Origin of the sequence: Arenibacter sp. ARW7G5Y1 (assembly GCF_003201775.1) — a bacterium.
Taxonomy (GTDB): domain Bacteria; phylum Bacteroidota; class Bacteroidia; order Flavobacteriales; family Flavobacteriaceae; genus Arenibacter.
On sequence record NZ_QJJZ01000033.1, the window covers coordinates 1 to 18211 of the forward strand.

Genomic DNA, 18211 nt, shown 5'->3' on the forward strand with positions numbered 1-18211 from the left:
CAGCCTGCAAAGATCCAAAAAACCATTAGGAGATGACCAATTGACAACACCATCCATATAAGATATATTACACATGAAAACAACATATAGAAAAAAGCAATAACACATGCAATACGCCACCATAAATAAAAAGGATTTTTGAAATACTTTTATTTGGAATATTACCATCGGATAGAAATATAATATTGCTGAACCCTAAGTCGTAACATTTGTTTGGACAGTAGGTAATATTAATGTTTATGATCTTTTTTCATAGGCTAGAATAGTTATCTTAGAATTTAGCATTCGCATCGAAGTCAAGTAGAGAACAAAAATCACCTTATTAAAAAACAGACTTAGGAATGTAGGCGTATTTGAAACTCTTTTTACTTATACAACTCTGATTATCATTTTTTTATTAAAAATTAGAAACCCAAAAGTAAATAAATCTTATTGCCTAGTTTTTTTTGTAGATCCTTAATTCAGTTGTTACTTGCTATACTTAGTTGCCCAGCTGGCCTTATGTTTTTAGACAGTTCATCATAAAACTTTTGGGCTTCCATTCTTAGACGGGTAGCTATTTCCGGCTGCTGCGTCAAACGGTTGAACCTTTCACCTACATCTGTCCCCAGGTTATACAATTCTTTAGCTACTAGCACTCCACTACTATCTACATTTACCATAAGTTTCCATCGATCATCCCTTATACCAAGATAGTTCGCCTCCCCCTCACGACTTCCTCCCATGTAATGAAAAAAATTATGGGGACTCATTGTACTTTTACCCGAAAGAACAGGCCATAGATCCCGTCCATCAATAGCCCTATCCATTGGGATTTTCACACCAGCGAGACCCACCAAAGTGGGAAAGATATCAAGATTTCCAGAAAGTAATCCTGAAATGCTACCACTAGGGATTTTCCCTGGCCAACGAAAAATGGCAGGCACCCTAATACCCCCTTCATATAAGGTTCCTTTACCAGCGCGCAGTGGTCCTGCCGATCCCCCATCTATCCCATACTGAAGCCAAGGGCCATTGTCACTAGTATAAATAATTAAGGTATTATTATCCAGGCCAAGATCTTTAATAAGCCCCATAATTCGCCCCACACTTCCATCGAGCTCCATTATGGCATCGCCATATAGTCCCCGATAGGATTTGCCTGCATACTTTTCTGAAACAAACAAGGGAACATGTGGCATACTAAAGGCTAAATAAAGAAAAAAGGGATTCTTATTTTGTTTTGTTATAAAATCCAAGGCCGACTCGGTATATCGGTCGGTCAATTGCTGTTGATCAGGATTAAGTTCGATAATTTCTTCGTCAATCATAAGGGGTAAATCGTTCGGGAAACCCTTTCCTAAAGGATAATAACTTCCTTGACCCGCAAATCCGGTATAAGTGGCACGACTCCTAATGGCAAGCATAAGACTGTCTTCATCCATTTTAGGAGGCATATTGGGATGGTATTTCCACATATCATTGGAATAAGGAATTCCAAAATATGAATCAAATCCTTGCTGTGTAGGGAGAAACTCCGGGGCATCACCCAGATGCCATTTACCAATGCATTTCGTAGCATAACCCTGATTCTGTAGAACTTCGGCTATGGTTAATTCATTAGGATTAAGACCATAGGGAGAAGAAGGGCCAGGATTCCTTGCATGACCTACACGGGGTGGGTAACAACCAGTTAGCAATTGTGCTCGTGAAGGTCCGCAAAAAGGGGCAGCATAAAAACTTGTAAAACGCATTCCCCCAGCTGCCATCAAATCTATATTGGGTGTGTGGATATTGGGAGATCCATAGCACCCCAAATCGCCGTATCCCTGATCATCTGTAAATATTACAATAATATTGGGCGATACCTTCGATGTTTTTTGGGTATGGCCACATCCATACAAGCAACTTATTGTCGCAAATATCATTCCTTTACTTATAGCTCTATACCCATAATAAAATACTTTATTTTTCATATCGTTACGGTAACTTAATTATTGTCCCTCCTTAGATCGTCTGGATCAATGACATGAAGGATTTGCCATATGTCCAACCTAGATGTGATTTTTATCTCTCCTTAAATAAAATCTCCAGAGAACCCTTAGAATCGCCACACGCTTGGATACCTAAAAAAATGCCCTAATGAAGTAATAAAAGTAAATTATGAACATTCAAAGTGGTTGGCCAACTTTAGCGCTCCAGTCCCCTAGCGCTCGCCCTGCGCCTTCTTTCAATCTCCTTTGATTGATCTTCTTTCGTCATCAACGACATCTTACTTGGGAAATTCGATTGAATATATTCCCCCATTTTCTCTGGCTTGTCAATATTTTTAAGCATTCTAAAAACGGGGTCATTTTTTGATTTCATCCATTTTTTCAAAGCCTTTCTATATTTCTTTATTTCCTTCTGAAATGACGGGTCACCAATTAAATTATTAGAGCCATCCGGATCCGCCTGGACATCATAAAACTCTTCGAGAACACGATGTCTAAAAAAGTTGACATATTCGATATATTCAGGATGATTTGCCTCGATATCTTTGTTTATTTGTCCTTCGTTGTTATTGTAATATCTATAGCCGGTAGGTGCCCAAGGATTAAAAATATATCTAAATCGCTTAGTGCCGTATGAACGTATCGGCGTTGCCTTACCTGAAATTTTATAATCAATTTCTCCTATAACAAAATCTCTATCTCTCTGTTTCCCTCCTTCCAATAAGGGCAAAATAGATCGACCATCCAATTTATTTTTAATTTTTATTCCCGTTGCGTCCAAAAAAGTAGGAAAGATATCTACTTCGGAAATCATGTGTTCGGTATCTACCAGGCCTTTTCTCATATGCCTGGGATAATGCACGTAAAAAGGTGTTTTAGTACTTGCAACATAGCAATTTGCTTTAGCAAAGGGAAAAGCCGACCCATTATCTGAAAGTACCACTATTAACGTATTTTCATACAACCCCGAGTTTTTAAAAGCCTCTATAACGGCCCCAAAAGTATCATCAAACCTTCTAACAGAATTATAGTAATGACTTAATTCTAATTTTACCCTATCTGTCTTTGGTAAATAACCCGGGATTTCTACATCATCAACAGAGAACAGCCTGGACGGCTCTTCCGCTCCTTCTAATTTTTTTCCATCAGGATTGTGGAATATTCGATGGGGATCATGGGAATTAATCATCAAGTAGAACGGTCTTTCTTCTAATTTACACCTGTTCAAGAACTCTATTGTATATTCTGCATACTTTTGAGGACTCCTTCCTGAACCCAAATCTTCGAAATCTTTAGAAAAGTCCCAATTGAAATTGGGATCTGGGGTGGAATGATCCACTTTTCCTAAGATACCCGTTAAATAACCATTATCCTGAAAAACTTGCATTGTCGTTGGAACTCTTTTTTTCATATGTATAAATCCCATCATCCCACTAGAAACTCCGTATAGACCAGTAGCCATAATTGCTCTACTTGGAACGCAAATAGGAGTTATGGTATGTGCTTCGGTAAACTGAACACCTTCCTTTGCAAATTCAACCATATTTGGTGTCAAATCAGGGATAGAACGTCCGAATGAATTAACAGCTTCATACCCCAGATCATCAGCGGTAATGAGTAAAATATTTAATGGTTTTGTGGCTTTTTGTGAGAACAGACTGATGCTCGTAAGGTTTATTAGAACAATAAAGGCTCTCACTATAATATTCTTAGTAATCATTTTCACAAGTTGTTAGCACAATAATAATTAAGTCTTTCTAATGTTTATCCGGGAGTTCCCGCCTAAGTTTGCTGGATTTTAACACCTCAATATCAGCATCTTTACCAATATCATTTAAAAGTAGTTTCAACTCCAATACCTTTTCTGGATACTTACTTGCAAGGTTAGTCGTTTCCCCTGGGTCTATATTTAGATCGTAAAGTTCTTCTATCTTTTCCCTTTCACTATCAAAAGAATAATCGTAAATAGTATGCTCGGCCCGAAGGTATTTCCATTTTCCTTTACGCATGGCATTGACATAATAAAAATTATCCCGTGCTCCAGTAACACTTTTACCAAAAATGAGATCAGTTTGATCTACCCCATCAATTTTTCGATCTTCAGGTACTTTAAATCCAATTATTTGGGCAAATGTGGGCAACAAATCTATTGTTGCAAAAATTGCATTTGAGGTTTTATTGGCAGGAACCTTGCCAGGCCAACGAATAATACAAGGTACTCTGGAGCCTCCTTCGTAACAAGAGCCCTTTCCATTGCGAAACGGACCCGACTCTCCCCAAAATATACTGTCATTTACAAAATTTGCATTGTTCTTTTTCCATTTCAAATAGCCGGGATTGTTTCGTTTTTTCATGGTATAGCGTGGTTGATTCCAAGGACCATTATCAGTAGTGTAAATAACCATAGTGTTTTCTTTTAGATCCAGTTCATCTATTACATCTAAAAGCCTCCCGGTTTCATAATCAAATTCTTCCACGACATCGCCATACAGACCTCCCTCTGATTTTCCCGTATACGACTCAGACGCGTCTATGTTCATGTGCATCATAGTGTGTGATAGATATAGAACAAAAGGCATTTCCGAATCTCTTTTGTTTCTGAGGTAATCAATTGCCTTATCGGTATATAAAGAAATTAAACTGCCCATATCAGAGGTACTCCCAATCATTTTGTTATCCTCATAGAATTCTACCATTCCACCATCGTTAGCCCCTAAGGTCCCAAAATAATAGTCAAAACCTTGGGCATTTGGCATACGCTCTTTAATTGGAAGTCGGTTAGAGACATCCCACTTACCGATACATGCTGTTTGGTAACCTGCTTCCCTTATAAGTTCGGCAAAAGTAATCTCACTTGATGGCATACTCCACCCTTTACTGCGAATTGGGTAACGACCGGTCAACAGTGCCGATCTTGAGGGACCACATACGTGTTGAGCATAAAAGCTGGTAAACCGGGTACCTTCTTTTGCCAATTTATCCAAACGAGGGGTTTTGTTAGTTGTGCTCCCGAAAACACCTAAATCGGAATATCCCTGATCATCCGTAAAAATAATAACTATATTAGGTTGGTCTTGTGCGGTTACTTTACAACAAAACAAAAAGCCATAAAAAATTCCGAAAAACAATAATCTTATTTTCATTCCCAAGTATTTAGTCTTTGATAAGTTAAAAATGGTTGGCATTTATTTAATTTATATTTCCACCGGTTCTATATCCTTATTACTTTTAAATAGAAAGCTCCATTTAGAATAACACCGTTTTTATCCAAAAAATTGGTTGTTATTTTCGATTTTCCCTTTTTCAATTTCATCCTAAATTTTACATAAGTGTCTTGTGGTCTAGTATCAACCGTTTTATTAAAATCGCCCACTATTAATTGTGCCTTTGCAATAGGCCTAACACCAACTTCTGAATCAGGGCTACCGTCGTAGGAATCGATAAGGGGCTTTCCTGAACCTTCTGACCACCTCCTCAATTCTATTTCATATATTCCCTCTTTATCAACAATTACATCCCAATAACCTTTGGCCGTACCTTTTCTTAGATTAGCCTGGTTATCACAATAATCGCCTTGCCAATCACTAGAATAAAGCGTCATCGGGTTCGCAAACTGCGAACCAATAGTAATATACCTTTCACGTGCATACTCCACACTGACTTCGTCGTACCATTTATCATAGTAAGTTGACATTTTTTTCGCCACCTCTGGAAAGTCTGTTGCAACGTTCCTTTGTTGACCAGGATCACTTGGAAGGTGATAAAGTTCATTCTCCCCTACTAATCTCCATTTATCCCACATAACAACAGCTGAATCCCATTTTTCTCCACTCACCCTGTATTGTGAAACACACATCCGGTCATCTAATTTTTTAGTTTCTCCTTTCAACAAACTTGCCAAACTGGTTCCGTCAAACTTATCCTTATTAGAATCAAGTCCGCAAAGTTCAATTAAAGTTGGAAGTAAGTCTTGCACCTGAGTTAGTTCATTAATATCTGTGCCATGCACAAGCTTTCCATCCTTCCATCTAATAAATAAGGGAACTCGATGCCCTCCTTCATATACACTCCTCTTTAAATCTCTCATTCCGTCATTAAACAACTCTTGAGCATCCCTATTCTGAGTGCCGTTATCAGATAAAAAAATTAATATCGTATTATCTTGAAGATTCTCTTTTTTCAAAAAAACCTCTAACTTCCCTATATTCTCATCAATATTGGCAATCATTCCGAAAAAATTGGAGGGGATAGGTTTACCGGCAAAGTTCCCCTGGTAAGGACTGGAATAAGCATCCGCCACCCATTCTGGGGTATGCGGTGTATTGGTAGGTATGTAAACAAAGAAAGGTTTGTTTTCCGATTTTCTGTTTTTAATCCAATTCATTGCTTCATCAAAATAAATATCGGTACAATATCCTTCATATTTTTTATCAACTCCATTGTGCATTAAAACTGGATCAAAATAAGAATTCCCCCATGTATCCGCCAAGGAAGTAATACCCCAAGCCCGAAATGAAAGTACTTCTTGAAAACCACGAAATCGGGGACGATGAGGATAACTGTCTCCTAAATGCCACTTTCCAAACATCCCTGTTGCATATCCAGCTTTTGAAAAGTACTCGGGCATTAGTTTAATATCCGTACGTATCATAGAACGCCCTCTACAAACAAAGGTTGCCCCATTTCTCATTGCATCCAACCCAGTCATCAATTGACCTCTAGTGGGGGTACACATCGGAGCTACATGAAAATCTGTAAAACGGACAGATTCTTCCCTCAATTTGTCCATTTCCGGAGTTTTGATGATTGGATTCCCATGTGAAGACAAATCTCCATAACCCTGATCATCGGTCATTATTAAAATGACATTGGGTTTTAAAGGTACACTAGGTTCTTTACTACTTGATAATAATAGTACGGTCAATACTAATCCCAGTACCAAACAAGCCGAATATTTAATTTTCATAAGTTCTCGAATTTATAGTTTAAATATCTTTTCAAATGATATATCTATACACTGAGTTGGCCGTTTCTACTATGACTCCGATGTATTATTAATTGGAATTAAAAAAAACGTGCAATCGTATTAACCCCGTAATAACAAGTCTTACGCCTTTATTTTAATGATACTCCTAATGATGTCATTACTACTTTTGGATAAAGGCAAACACTCCCTTTCTATTGGCTACCACAACATCAATTTTTCCATCATTATTAAGATCGCCTGCCGTAATCTGACGGCCAACACCAGAATCATCATCTATCAAATAAGGTATAAATTCTACTGTCCCATCACTTTTTCTATTTGTTTTAAACCAAAATAATACAGGAGGGTCGTTGGAACCAGGGTCTTTACCATTATGCGCCTTGTAGCACTTCCCGGTAATAACATCGAGAACCCCATCATTGTCAATGTCGGCAAAGTCTAGCGCATGTAGTTGACTAAAACTTATCCCATAAGGATTATCATTTGGCGAATCAGTCATAATTATGTGTTCTTTAAAAGTAATTTTACTTTTACTTTCACTTATTTGCTCATGCCAAGAAAGTCCATATCCGTGGGCATTCATAGAAGTCACCACATCATTATCTCCATCACCATCTACATCATAGGCAAACATTTGAGCTCCTCCTTGATTGGGCGAGAAATCATATTTATGATATTTCCATGGATCCTTTTTATTCCATTTTTTTGGCTGTTCCCACCATCCACTTTTTTCAAGCACATCCAAATATCCATCTCCATTAATATCTCCACTTCCCAACCCATGACTAAAGCGAGCAAATCGGCTGGGATCATGTGGGCTAATTGCCAGCACCTTCCACTTATCATCCTTACCCTTCTTATATGGCAATGATATTGTAATATATCCATTACTATATGCGAGTAATTCCTTTTTCCTATCACCAATTATATCAATGTATTGTGGAGATTCATTACATACATTATCTTGAGCGTTAAAAGAAATATACTCAGGTTTTGAATTTTTGGATGTATTAAAATCTTTTCCAGGGTTTTTAAACCATTTACCATCTGAGGCAGGCAGTCCAATTTGCAAAATATCTGACCATTGATCTCCGTCAAAATTGCCGGAAAAAGTAAAAAATATATCAGAATACCCTGCCAATCCAGGGGCGTCAACGGGAAAATATTTAACCTGAGAATATGCATAAGACTGCTTATACTCTGGACCTTTCCACCAAAATGGGCCAGCAACGATATCCATAATCCCATCGTTGTCAATATCTCCCATAGTCGCTCCTTCCGAAACATATTTATCCAATAACTGAATCCTATTAAAGGCAACTTGGGTTTCAAGCACCTTCTTTTCTTGGGCTATTGCTACATTCCACAGCCCCAATACTGCTATGAAAATCGGAATCGTAATTTTATTTATGCTGTTTTTCATAATCCATTAATTTAAGGTTCTAATATAAGCCAGCAAATCTGAAACCTGCTCTTCTGAATAATTGTCTATTAGTCCTTTAGGCATAAATGACCGCCCACCGAGATGGCCTGATAATCGAATATCATCTGATTGAATGAACGTTTCTCCTCCTCCCATAAAGCCGAGTGTAACCCCACGGCTATCATTTCTCACAAGAAAACCCTCCACATTACTACCACTTTTTGTAACCACCCTATAAAGGGAGAAAGCATTTTCCACTGCTGCATCTGGATTGAGTATTGCCGTTAGCAAGGCTTCATTTTCTCTTGATGCCGATCCATCAAGAGCTGGCGCAAAATCGTACCCTTTGTCACCCACTCTATGACATTGTAAACAAACTTGAAATAACTGTTCTCCATTAGATGGATTTCCGGTACTCTTTTCTGCAATCGACATAAAGTGCTCCAATTTCGAAGCAAAATTCTTCTCTTCTTTTTCGGCTTGTTTTTTGGCCGCTTCCATTATTTCTACTCCAGTTTCGTCATTTGTATTTAAATTATATATTCTTTCAGCACTTGATAAATCGAAAGCTTCAATATCTAGCAGTCCATTTTTGAATGATTTTCTTAGTACCAAAGAGCCATGATTAGATTTAGACAATTGACTTATAACCTGTTTTTGTAGCACTTGATCTAGTTTGGGTAACCAAGCGTCCAAAATGGCACTTGCCAAAAATTGGTCAGTCTTTGCAATTGTACGAATAGCCAGAACCCTAAGCTCTGCTGACAACTCTTCCTTTTTCGCCAATTTTTCGAATAACTCTTTGTTTCTTTCTGAATCATCCTCAAGTGCTTTCATCACAAGTTCAATTGTCACATCACTGGAACCATCCTTAATTAAGGATACTACCGAACTTCGTAGTTTATTTATTCCTAGTTTACCCACTGCTTCTAGGCCTAATAACTGATGGGATTCTTCAGGGCTCTGCAGTAAATTTTGAATCGGTTTTACAAGCAGCGAAGTGAGCTCGTCCGACTGAACTCTCCCTAAATTCTCCAGTGTAAATGAAACATTTTCCACAGCGTTTTCTGCAGCCTCCAACACAGGTTTTACCGTAGAAAATACTTCTTTATTTGTCAACATATTGGCAATAAGAATAAAAGTAGGCTCATCCAGTTTTTTAATATCCGATTGCTCCCATAAAGCTACGAAGACACTTTCCTTCTGTGTTGTAGGCAATGCCTGACTAGCCCAAATAAGATTAGTTTCAGGGATTTTATCTGCCTCAGAAGAAGTTATATAATCATATAGCTGATTAGGGTAATTCTCCAATGTTTTTCTCGCCAAATATCTTTCCAGTTTTCGCTCATATGGGCCTCCCATATCATTTCCTCCTAATTCAGGTTTACAAGCCCTTACCAATAATTCGATGGTTCTTGAATTTGCGACACCAACTTCGTCCAATGTCCGAATAACTTGTGACCTGACCATCGGGGAACTATCTTCTATAAATTCTTCCAGAATATTGGCTAATTCATCCGCTGACAACGAAAAGGAGGTTAAAGAGCGTATAACTTCCTTGCGCATAGTATGTTTTGATGATTCAAGAAAAGTGTCAATTATTTTTTTGTCAAAATGATGTATCGCTTCCAACGACCACAAAGCTACAATTCGGGTTGCTTCATCTTGGGTTTTATCTAAAGCTAGGGTCACCAAATCCGGTGCCAGTTCTTGTACTTCTTTAGCAGAACGATCACTTATTTGATGCCATGCAGCACGCTTTTCCCAAATAGATGGTGATTTTAAATAATCCACAAGATTCTTAGTTTCTACTTTGTAGAAATTCGGAATTTCTCGCAGCTTTTGTGATTCATGTCGAATACGCCAGATACGACCATGGCTTTTATCCCGATCTGGGTGTGTAGTCGGCAGTTCGTTATGAGATACAATTTTATTGTACCAATCTGCAATATACAGGCATCCATCGGGGCCAAATTCCATATTTACAGGTCTAAACCAATCATCCTCAGAATATAATAAATCAGGTAAGTGTTCCCCTGAAACAGTACCATCTTCATTTCGGACCACTCTTACCGCATTAATGGTACTGGTAATTGGATTAGCCAAAAAAGCTACATTTTTCCATTCTTTGGGGAAAGAACCTTCGCTATCTTCAGCAAAAGCAAGTCCAGAAAGACCTGTTCCCCCCACTCTAAAATCAAAAAGTTCAGGCATCCACGGTTGATATGGGCGTATGCGTACATTACCAATTCCCTTGAAACCGACACCTGTTTCTAAAGGTACCGCGGCATAGCCTAAATCATTGGCTTCAGTTCCCCACCATTGGCCATTCGCCTTAAGTTGAAAACCCCAAATATTATTTAAACCCGAACTCAGTACTTCTAATTTTTTTCCATCTAAAGAAAATCTGGCGATTTTACTATAATCAATATTTACCTTCGCATTACTTACCACGGAAGACACTTCACCTTTATTAAGACCTCCCTGACTAAAATGTATCCAATTTCCAGGACCTCTGACCAAAACATGCGCCATGGTATGAGTATCCGTAATACCAAAACCTGTCAGTAACGGAACACGAGTATCCGCCTTACCGTCATTATTCGTATCATCCAAAAAGAACATTTCGGATCCCTGTGCAACATAACTACCATTTTTATATGGCAATATACTTTGCGGCAACGCAAGACCATCTGCCCACACCTCTGCCTTTACTGGAGAATTATCGTACAAATTTGAAAGTATAAGAATTTGGTCCACACCCTTAGTCTCACCTCTATACAAATCTAAAATACGCTTAAATTCGGGGTTCTCTTCTTGAGCTTCTGGGTCATTCATTAATGCCAATAAGTCCTTCCACTTGATATCTGCTACTGGGTCAAGTGGATACATTTTACCTGTTTGTGTCCAAAGTCTGCCTGCGTCATCAAAGGTAAGGTCAATTGGATTGATTATCCCATCTCGCTCGCTAGCAACCAACTCAATAGAAAATCCGTCAGGGAGAATAAAGCCCGCCAACTGCTCTTCAGGAGAATTTGCCTTTGTCCTTAATGATTGGGTTTTCTTTTGCTTACCAATCAGTTTTGCCCTTTTAGTTTCTTCATTGGATAATTTCGAATTCTCCTTACATGCAATAATTGGAAGAACCAACCAAGCAACTAATAAAAATATCTTTTTAATGTTCATCCCGATTATTTTAAATCATTCCAAAACTATAACTCCGTTATAGTAATGTTTATAAATTCTACCATCGCATTCCCTCCTTTGTGAAGTTGAAAACCAATAATACCCTTTGTAGGAATACTACTATCTTTCTCAATATATTCACATGTTTTAATTCCATTTATATAAAGTTCATGCTTATTGCCTTTCACGCGTACGATATAACTATTCCACCCATCCACTTTCAGTAATGATTTAAGACTACCCACATCACCACCTACTAATTTGGCACGACGATGTTCATCATAAATATCACCCCAATAACCATTTCCTATATCTGCTTGGTAGCCAACCATTTTACCCTCTATAATAGAAGAACGGTATTGAATGCCACTGTTTATCATACCACCACTATCTGGGTTGCCCGATAAGCGAAAAAGACAACGCAATTCAAAATCCTCATAAGTCTTGGTTGAACAGAGATAAGTGTTCGTTGGAACATTACTCAATCCGTCACCTCCTATTACCATTCCGTCTATAACCTTCCAAAGATTTTTATTCTCACTTTTTACAGGCTTCCAATCACTTAAATCAACAACATCTTTGGGCGGGACTGAATATACTGTCTGACCAAAAGAACCAATTGAGGTCAGAAAAATGACAAGAATACACGTAGTTTTAAATAAATTTGCTATCATGGTACATTATTGTTTATAGTATTTATGTTTGGCAACAAGATTAAACTCACTTCGTTATTCCTTTAAAATTGAATCGATTAAAATTATCGCAGCACCTTTCTCACTAGTGGCATTCTTGTTCAAGCGCCCTTTAAGGTTCGTAAGTGTTTTTTTGGTCTCCCCCGTATTAATATCCCCAATTCTTCGAATAGTATAATTCAGAATTTGAGGGATTTTAGTTTGTTCAGCAATCTTTAAGGCGCGTTCAGTGTCTAGCGCGACCAAAGGTTCAAATGCATACCACAGCATTAATGGTATGTTATGATCATCCACATCTTCCGACTTTTTCATCAAAGTCTCTAGCACTACCCATCTATTGGTGAGTTCCAATCTCTGCATACCAGAAGTTAAATAGAGCCTGACCAAAGGAGAATCATCGTTTTCCGCCATTGCGTCAAAAAGCTTTAATGTCTGTGGGGATACTTTCTTATTCTCACACAACAACTGAATTGCCCAACTTCGGATATACTCATTAGAATCTTGGAGCAATCCATTTAAGTCATTCTCATTAAGTCCATTGGTCACATGAAGTGTCCATAGCGCCCTTAATTTTCGAGTTACATCAGGATTCTCTATCAATATTTCCTTCAAAGCTTCATGCACCTTAGGATTAGGTCCTCGTTCTTGCAAAATAGTCCTTGCTATTCTCACATACCATTCGTTTTCATTTAATTGGTACTCGACCAGTTCCAAATCCGATGCTTTTGAAAGATCTACCTTTACCCATTTGTCATCTTTGTGAGTAATCTTAAAGATGCGTCCTAAGGTTTTGTCATGAACATCCGGATTCTTACTATGGCATTGATTTTGATCATACCAATCAATGGCAAATACCGATCCACTTGGGTCATATTTAAAATTCAACCATTGCGACCAAGAATCGTTCATATCTAAAAAATCCTTTTTATGAGAAGCTTTATATCCTGAACCGGACCGCCATAATTTATCATTGTTAAGTTTTGAACCATTAATATTATTCATAAAAATAGTGTTGTGGTATTCTTGGGGCCAAGTATTTCCTCCCAAATATATCATAGCTCCAGCATGGGCATGACCGCCACCTGCAGCTGCCGATCTGAAATTACCGGCATGAGGTCCTCGATCACCTAGGTAATGAACATGATCGGCGATAGTCTTAATATCGTCGTAGGTGTATGGATTAAAATGACTACTCCTGCCTTGACGCTGATATCGCGCACCTTGAATAACATGATACATGTGAGGGATTACACAAACAGTAATGAACGGATGTCCATAATCATTGAAATCAATTCCCCAAGGGTTACTCGTACCTTCAGAATAGAGTTCAAATTCATGTTTTGTTGGATGATATCTCCATACTCCAGCATTCAATTTAGTACGTTGGTCGTCAGTGCTCCCAGGCTTACCCACATTTGAATGGGTAAAAATCCCATGCACGCCATACAGCCAACCATCTGGACCCCACCGTAAATTATTAAGTACCTCGTGCGTATCATGAAGTCCCCAACCGTCAAGCAAAATTTCCGGAGGCCCGGCTGGTTTATCACTATCTTCATCAATTGGTATAAACATAAGATAGGGGGCAGCACCAACCCATACACCTCCCATACCAACTTCAATACCACTAGCCATATTTAAGCCTTCAATAAAAACTTTTCTTTTATCCAATGTACCATCACCGTTGGTGTCCTCAAATATCAAAATCCTATCTTTGCCTTTGCCTTCTTCTGCTGGAACTGGATAAGTATGCCCCTCAACAACCCATAACCTCCCCCGTGCATCAATTGTAAAACTAATAGGGCGAACTACATCCGGTTCAGCGGCCGCCAAGGTAATTTTAAAGTCTTTCGGAAGGGTCATTGCCTTTGCGGCTTCCTTCCCAGATAATCCTGAGTTTAATACTGGGTCTAAAGGAGGAAGGACAATAATGTCTTTTTGATAAAGTTCATTGGGAAAATTAGGACGTTCTGGATAAAACAAAAAGTCATCAAAATTGATGTGAGCCCATTTATCATCACGAATATATGGAATGGGAGAAGTTCCGCTCTCGTTGTCAATGATTCGAATAAAAATATTTTTCTTAAGATAGTCCCGTAAATCCACTACTACAGGCTGCAATGTAGCCCGACCTTGGCCAGTAGATTTAAAAATTACGTTTTCGGTGTCAGATTCTACAATTTCTACTCGCGTATCGGCTAAAGCACCACCTGAAACCTTAAAAGAAGCAAAAGGATGGGTGACTTCAAAAGGTACTGAAGTCAATGTACCTTTCAATTTATAATTTGTGGTCCCCCCACTGCTTAAAAAGAAATCCCCGTCGAAACCTATTTGCTCATCAGTATCATAAACCGTCGAAAGCCTGTTGAACAATGGCTTTTTAAATGCCTCACCTTCAGCCTTCCAATCACTTAGATTTCCCCTTTCAAAGCCCAAATTCAGTGGCTTACCATTTTTAAATGGAACAATGCCCGCAATTACCTGAGTCGAAAGGTCACCCTCTACAATTTCAAACTTACCCACCATTCCAGCAGCTCGATGTCCTGGTACTGTGCAATAATAAGTGTCATCATTTTCAGCCCAAAAAGTAATCTTGGTTGTCGACCCCTTCTCAAGTAAGGTTTCGCTTTTTACTCCTATTTTTTCCAAAGCTATATCATGTGTCATGGTTTCTCCGTTAGTGATATTAATGCGCACGCGATCGCCCTTATTTGCATACAAGGTTGGATTTCGAGTACCATCTTTAGCAAAATAACCAAGCATAGTTGCTTCCAGATGATATTCTCGATCAATAATTGTAGAATCTCTAATTTGCATTTCTGCTAATTTTTCTTTGCCATCGGACCTACAGCCAACTATTAGGAATAAGCTGAACAACAAAATACCTGACAACACCAGTACTGCATATTTTTTCATAAAAGGAATATATTGGCAATTAATAATCATTTTGTGTTAAAGTGAATTGATTTATTATTTTATACAGATATAGAAGTAGTTGAACTTTTCATAATAATAAAAATCAAGTCTATATTAATTTTACTACTTAATTACTAAGGGTAAATTTTGGCAACTTAATTATTTCCCCTCCATTTTTGGCCGACTCATGTGCTAAAATACCTACACAAGTAATATTTGCCGACTGTTTTGCGTTAGGATAAGGGGATTCTCCCTTCAATAAAGCATTAACAAACGCATGTACCAAATGAGGATGAGACCCTCCATGGCCTGCACCTTGAGTGAATGAAAGGTGGGTATTTTCATTGGTATCATAAACCCCATGGGTCGTAAAAGATTGTATTTCATTTGGAAGTAATTTTGCGAAATCAGGACTCACTATCTCTTCTGGAATTTCCGGTTCTGGTTTTTTTGAAGTATGCACCACTAAAGGTTTTCCTTCAATTAAAGGCCACTCTACCGATTTCTTGGAACCATATACTTCAAAACTTTCTCTATATTGTCTAGCAACATCGAACAATGAACGATATACATGTGCACTCAAATCTGAATTTCTAAATTTAATATGAGTAGTTTCTACTGCGTATGGAGAATTATATTCCTTAATTAAATCTTCCCTGATGGTACCCGACCCTAAACAGGAAACATATTCTGCTTCACCCTTGGTCAATCCCAAAACAGGCCCAACACAATGGGTCGCATAATGCATTGGGGGAAGTCCTGGCCAATATTCAGGCCAACCATCCATATCCTGTTGGTGACTAGCTTTTAAGAATTGTATTTTGCCCAATTTTCCACTTTCGTATAACTCCTTCATATAAAGAAATTCACGAGCATACAACACGGTTTCCATCATCATATAGGTTAAACCCGTTTCTTCTGTCAATCGAACAATTTCCTGGCATTCTTCAATAGTAGTAGCCATTGGTACTGTACAGGCAACATGTTTTCCTGCTTTCAAAGCCTTTATAGATTGAAGACCATGGTCCGGTATTGGGGTATTAATGTGTACTGCATCAATCTCAGAATCTTCTAACAATTCTTCATAGGAAGTATACCTCTTTTCAATGTTAAAACTATTTGCCGTTTCATCCAATTTAGATTTCGTCCTTTGTGAGACGGCTATTAAATTAACATTAGGATGCTTTTGATAAATAGGAATAAATTCGGCACCAAATCCCAATCCCACTATTGCAATATTTATTTTTTTTAGATTCATTTTTATATTTTGTTTAATTTATAATAACAATATGACGTAACGCAATTAAACTAATAGACCTGATAGTTTACTCAAGAATTTGACACTAATTTTATATCAAACTACTCCCCAATCGTTTATGATTTAATTTAATTAAGTTTACTTCAATTGCTTCCCAATGTTTTTTCTAATAGTTCTTTCATTTTCTTGGCCATCCTAGGGTTTTGGTCATGTAAGTTTACCGACTCCTTGATATCCGCCTCTAAATCATAGAGCTGTGCCTTCGGGGCACCCTCCTTAATCTTTCCGTTCTCGATGTCGCTATTGCGCTGTCCGGTAAAAGGAAACGCCGCCGGACCACCGAAAGCATGCTCCCCTGCCTTGGTGGCGGAGAACCCGCCCCCGCCCTGGCCACTTATGTACATCCATTTCCCCTTGCGTATCGCCAGGTTGTTCTTTTTGAAGGGGCTGATCACCAATTGATCGCGTATCGGTTTTTTCGGGGTCCCCGTAAAGGCCGGTAGCATGTTATAACTGTCCGGACCTTCGTCAGCCTGTAACGGAAGGCCGACCAGTGCGGCCATAGTAGCGAGAAAATCCACATTGGACAATAGCTCGTTTGAGACCGATCCTGCAGGGACCTGTCCAGGCCAACGTACGATCAACGGCACCCGGTGCCCCCCTTCCCATGCATCGAATTTGAAACCGAGAAGGCCATCGTTCTGATGATGGCCCTGGCTATACGCATCCTGTCCTCCTTGGTTCAACATGCCACCGTTGTCACTGGTAAATATCAACATGGTGTTCTCGGTGAGCCCTTCCTCCTCCAAGGTCCTGACGATCTCCCCCACTATCCAATCCAGTTCATGGATGAAGTCCCCATAGCGTCCCGCCTTGCTTGTACCAATGAACCGGGGTGCAGGCGTAAAGGGATGGTGTATATTGGTCGTGGCATAGTACAGAAAGAATGGAGCGTCCTTATGCTCCTTGATAAACTCGACCGCCCTGTCCTTTAGCACCGTGCCTACCATACGGTCATCATAGAGCGCATGGGCCGCCCTGCCCCCGCCAATAACATCTAAACCCATCTTCTCGGGAAACCAGCGCGTCTCGGCCTTTTTCCCATATACCATTGGGTCTTCCGGCGTCAGGCCGACCACCCTGTGGTCCTCAACATACACAAAAGGGGGATGGCTGTTCAATATAGGTACGCCGAAATAGGAATCGAAGCCCAGTTCCAAGGGCCCGGGCCTTAACTCCTTGTTCCAATCTATAGGGGTCTCGTTCCCAAAACCCAGATGCCATTTCCCTACGATTCCGGTACGGTACCCGGCGCGCTTCATCACATCCGCGATGGTCGTCCTATCGGGATCTACCATCAAGGGTGTTTTATGGAATATCGGGTTCCAAAAATCCCTCCTGCTCGGATACCGCCCCGTTATAAGGCCGTACCTGGAAGGGGAGCACACCGCCGATGCGGAATGGAAGTCCGTAAACCTCCTGCCCTCCTTGGCCAAACGGTCTATTTGGGGCGTTTTTACCAAAGTGGCCCCATAGGCACCCAGGTCCCCGTATCCAACATCGTCCGCATTGATAATGATCACGTTGGGTCTTTCGACTGATTGGGCAAAGAGTCCCAAGGGTAATAAGAACAACGAAAAAAGCGCTACAAAAGAGGACCATTTTATAAAGTTAAAAATTGTCATGAAATCAAAATTTAAGATTAGTACTATCTAGTTTCTCAAGCCACATTACCCCTCTTTAATAGCCGGGATTCTGTTCCAGGTTTGGGTTCTT

General features: G+C 39.3%; 10 protein-coding genes. All 10 read right to left on the reverse strand.

Annotated features, from left to right (window positions below; all coding sequences use genetic code 11):
- Positions 1-461: 461 nt before the first annotated feature.
- Positions 462-1955, reverse strand: a complete 1494-nt coding sequence (locus tag C7972_RS23370) for a sulfatase (RefSeq protein WP_110358579.1) — start codon at positions 1953-1955, stop codon at positions 462-464.
- A gap of 214 nt (positions 1956-2169) precedes the next feature.
- A complete protein-coding gene (locus C7972_RS23375; protein ID WP_110358580.1) occupies positions 2170-3693 on the reverse strand; it encodes a sulfatase in 1524 nt (507 codons plus the stop codon).
- Positions 3694-3730: 37 nt separating this feature from the next.
- Positions 3731-5116: a sulfatase-like hydrolase/transferase gene (locus C7972_RS23380; protein ID WP_110358581.1), complete on the reverse strand. Its 1386-nt coding sequence runs from the start codon at positions 5114-5116 to the stop codon at positions 3731-3733.
- Positions 5117-5184: 68 nt separating this feature from the next.
- Positions 5185-6939: an arylsulfatase gene (locus C7972_RS23385; protein WP_110358582.1), complete on the reverse strand. Its 1755-nt coding sequence runs from the start codon at positions 6937-6939 to the stop codon at positions 5185-5187.
- Positions 6940-7120: 181 nt separating this feature from the next.
- Complete coding sequence (locus C7972_RS23390; RefSeq protein WP_146216375.1) at positions 7121-8257, reverse strand: VCBS repeat-containing protein; 1137 nt, start codon at positions 8255-8257, stop codon at positions 7121-7123.
- A gap of 132 nt (positions 8258-8389) precedes the next feature.
- Positions 8390-11569 (reverse strand): PVC-type heme-binding CxxCH protein, encoded by a 3180-nt coding sequence (locus C7972_RS23395; RefSeq protein WP_110358584.1) that lies wholly within the window; start codon positions 11567-11569, stop codon positions 8390-8392.
- 26 nt (positions 11570-11595) lie between these two features.
- A complete protein-coding gene (locus tag C7972_RS23400; protein WP_110358585.1) occupies positions 11596-12243 on the reverse strand; it encodes a DUF1080 domain-containing protein in 648 nt (215 codons plus the stop codon).
- 54 nt (positions 12244-12297) lie between these two features.
- A complete protein-coding gene (locus C7972_RS23405; RefSeq protein WP_110358588.1) occupies positions 12298-15177 on the reverse strand; it encodes a PVC-type heme-binding CxxCH protein in 2880 nt (959 codons plus the stop codon).
- Positions 15178-15304: 127 nt separating this feature from the next.
- Positions 15305-16435: a Gfo/Idh/MocA family protein gene (locus C7972_RS23410; protein WP_110358586.1), complete on the reverse strand. Its 1131-nt coding sequence runs from the start codon at positions 16433-16435 to the stop codon at positions 15305-15307.
- A gap of 143 nt (positions 16436-16578) precedes the next feature.
- The gene (locus C7972_RS23415; RefSeq protein WP_110358587.1) at positions 16579-18120 is read right to left on the reverse strand and encodes an arylsulfatase; all 1542 of its coding nucleotides are present in this window, start codon (positions 18118-18120) and stop codon (positions 16579-16581) included.
- Positions 18121-18211: the final 91 nt, after the last annotated feature.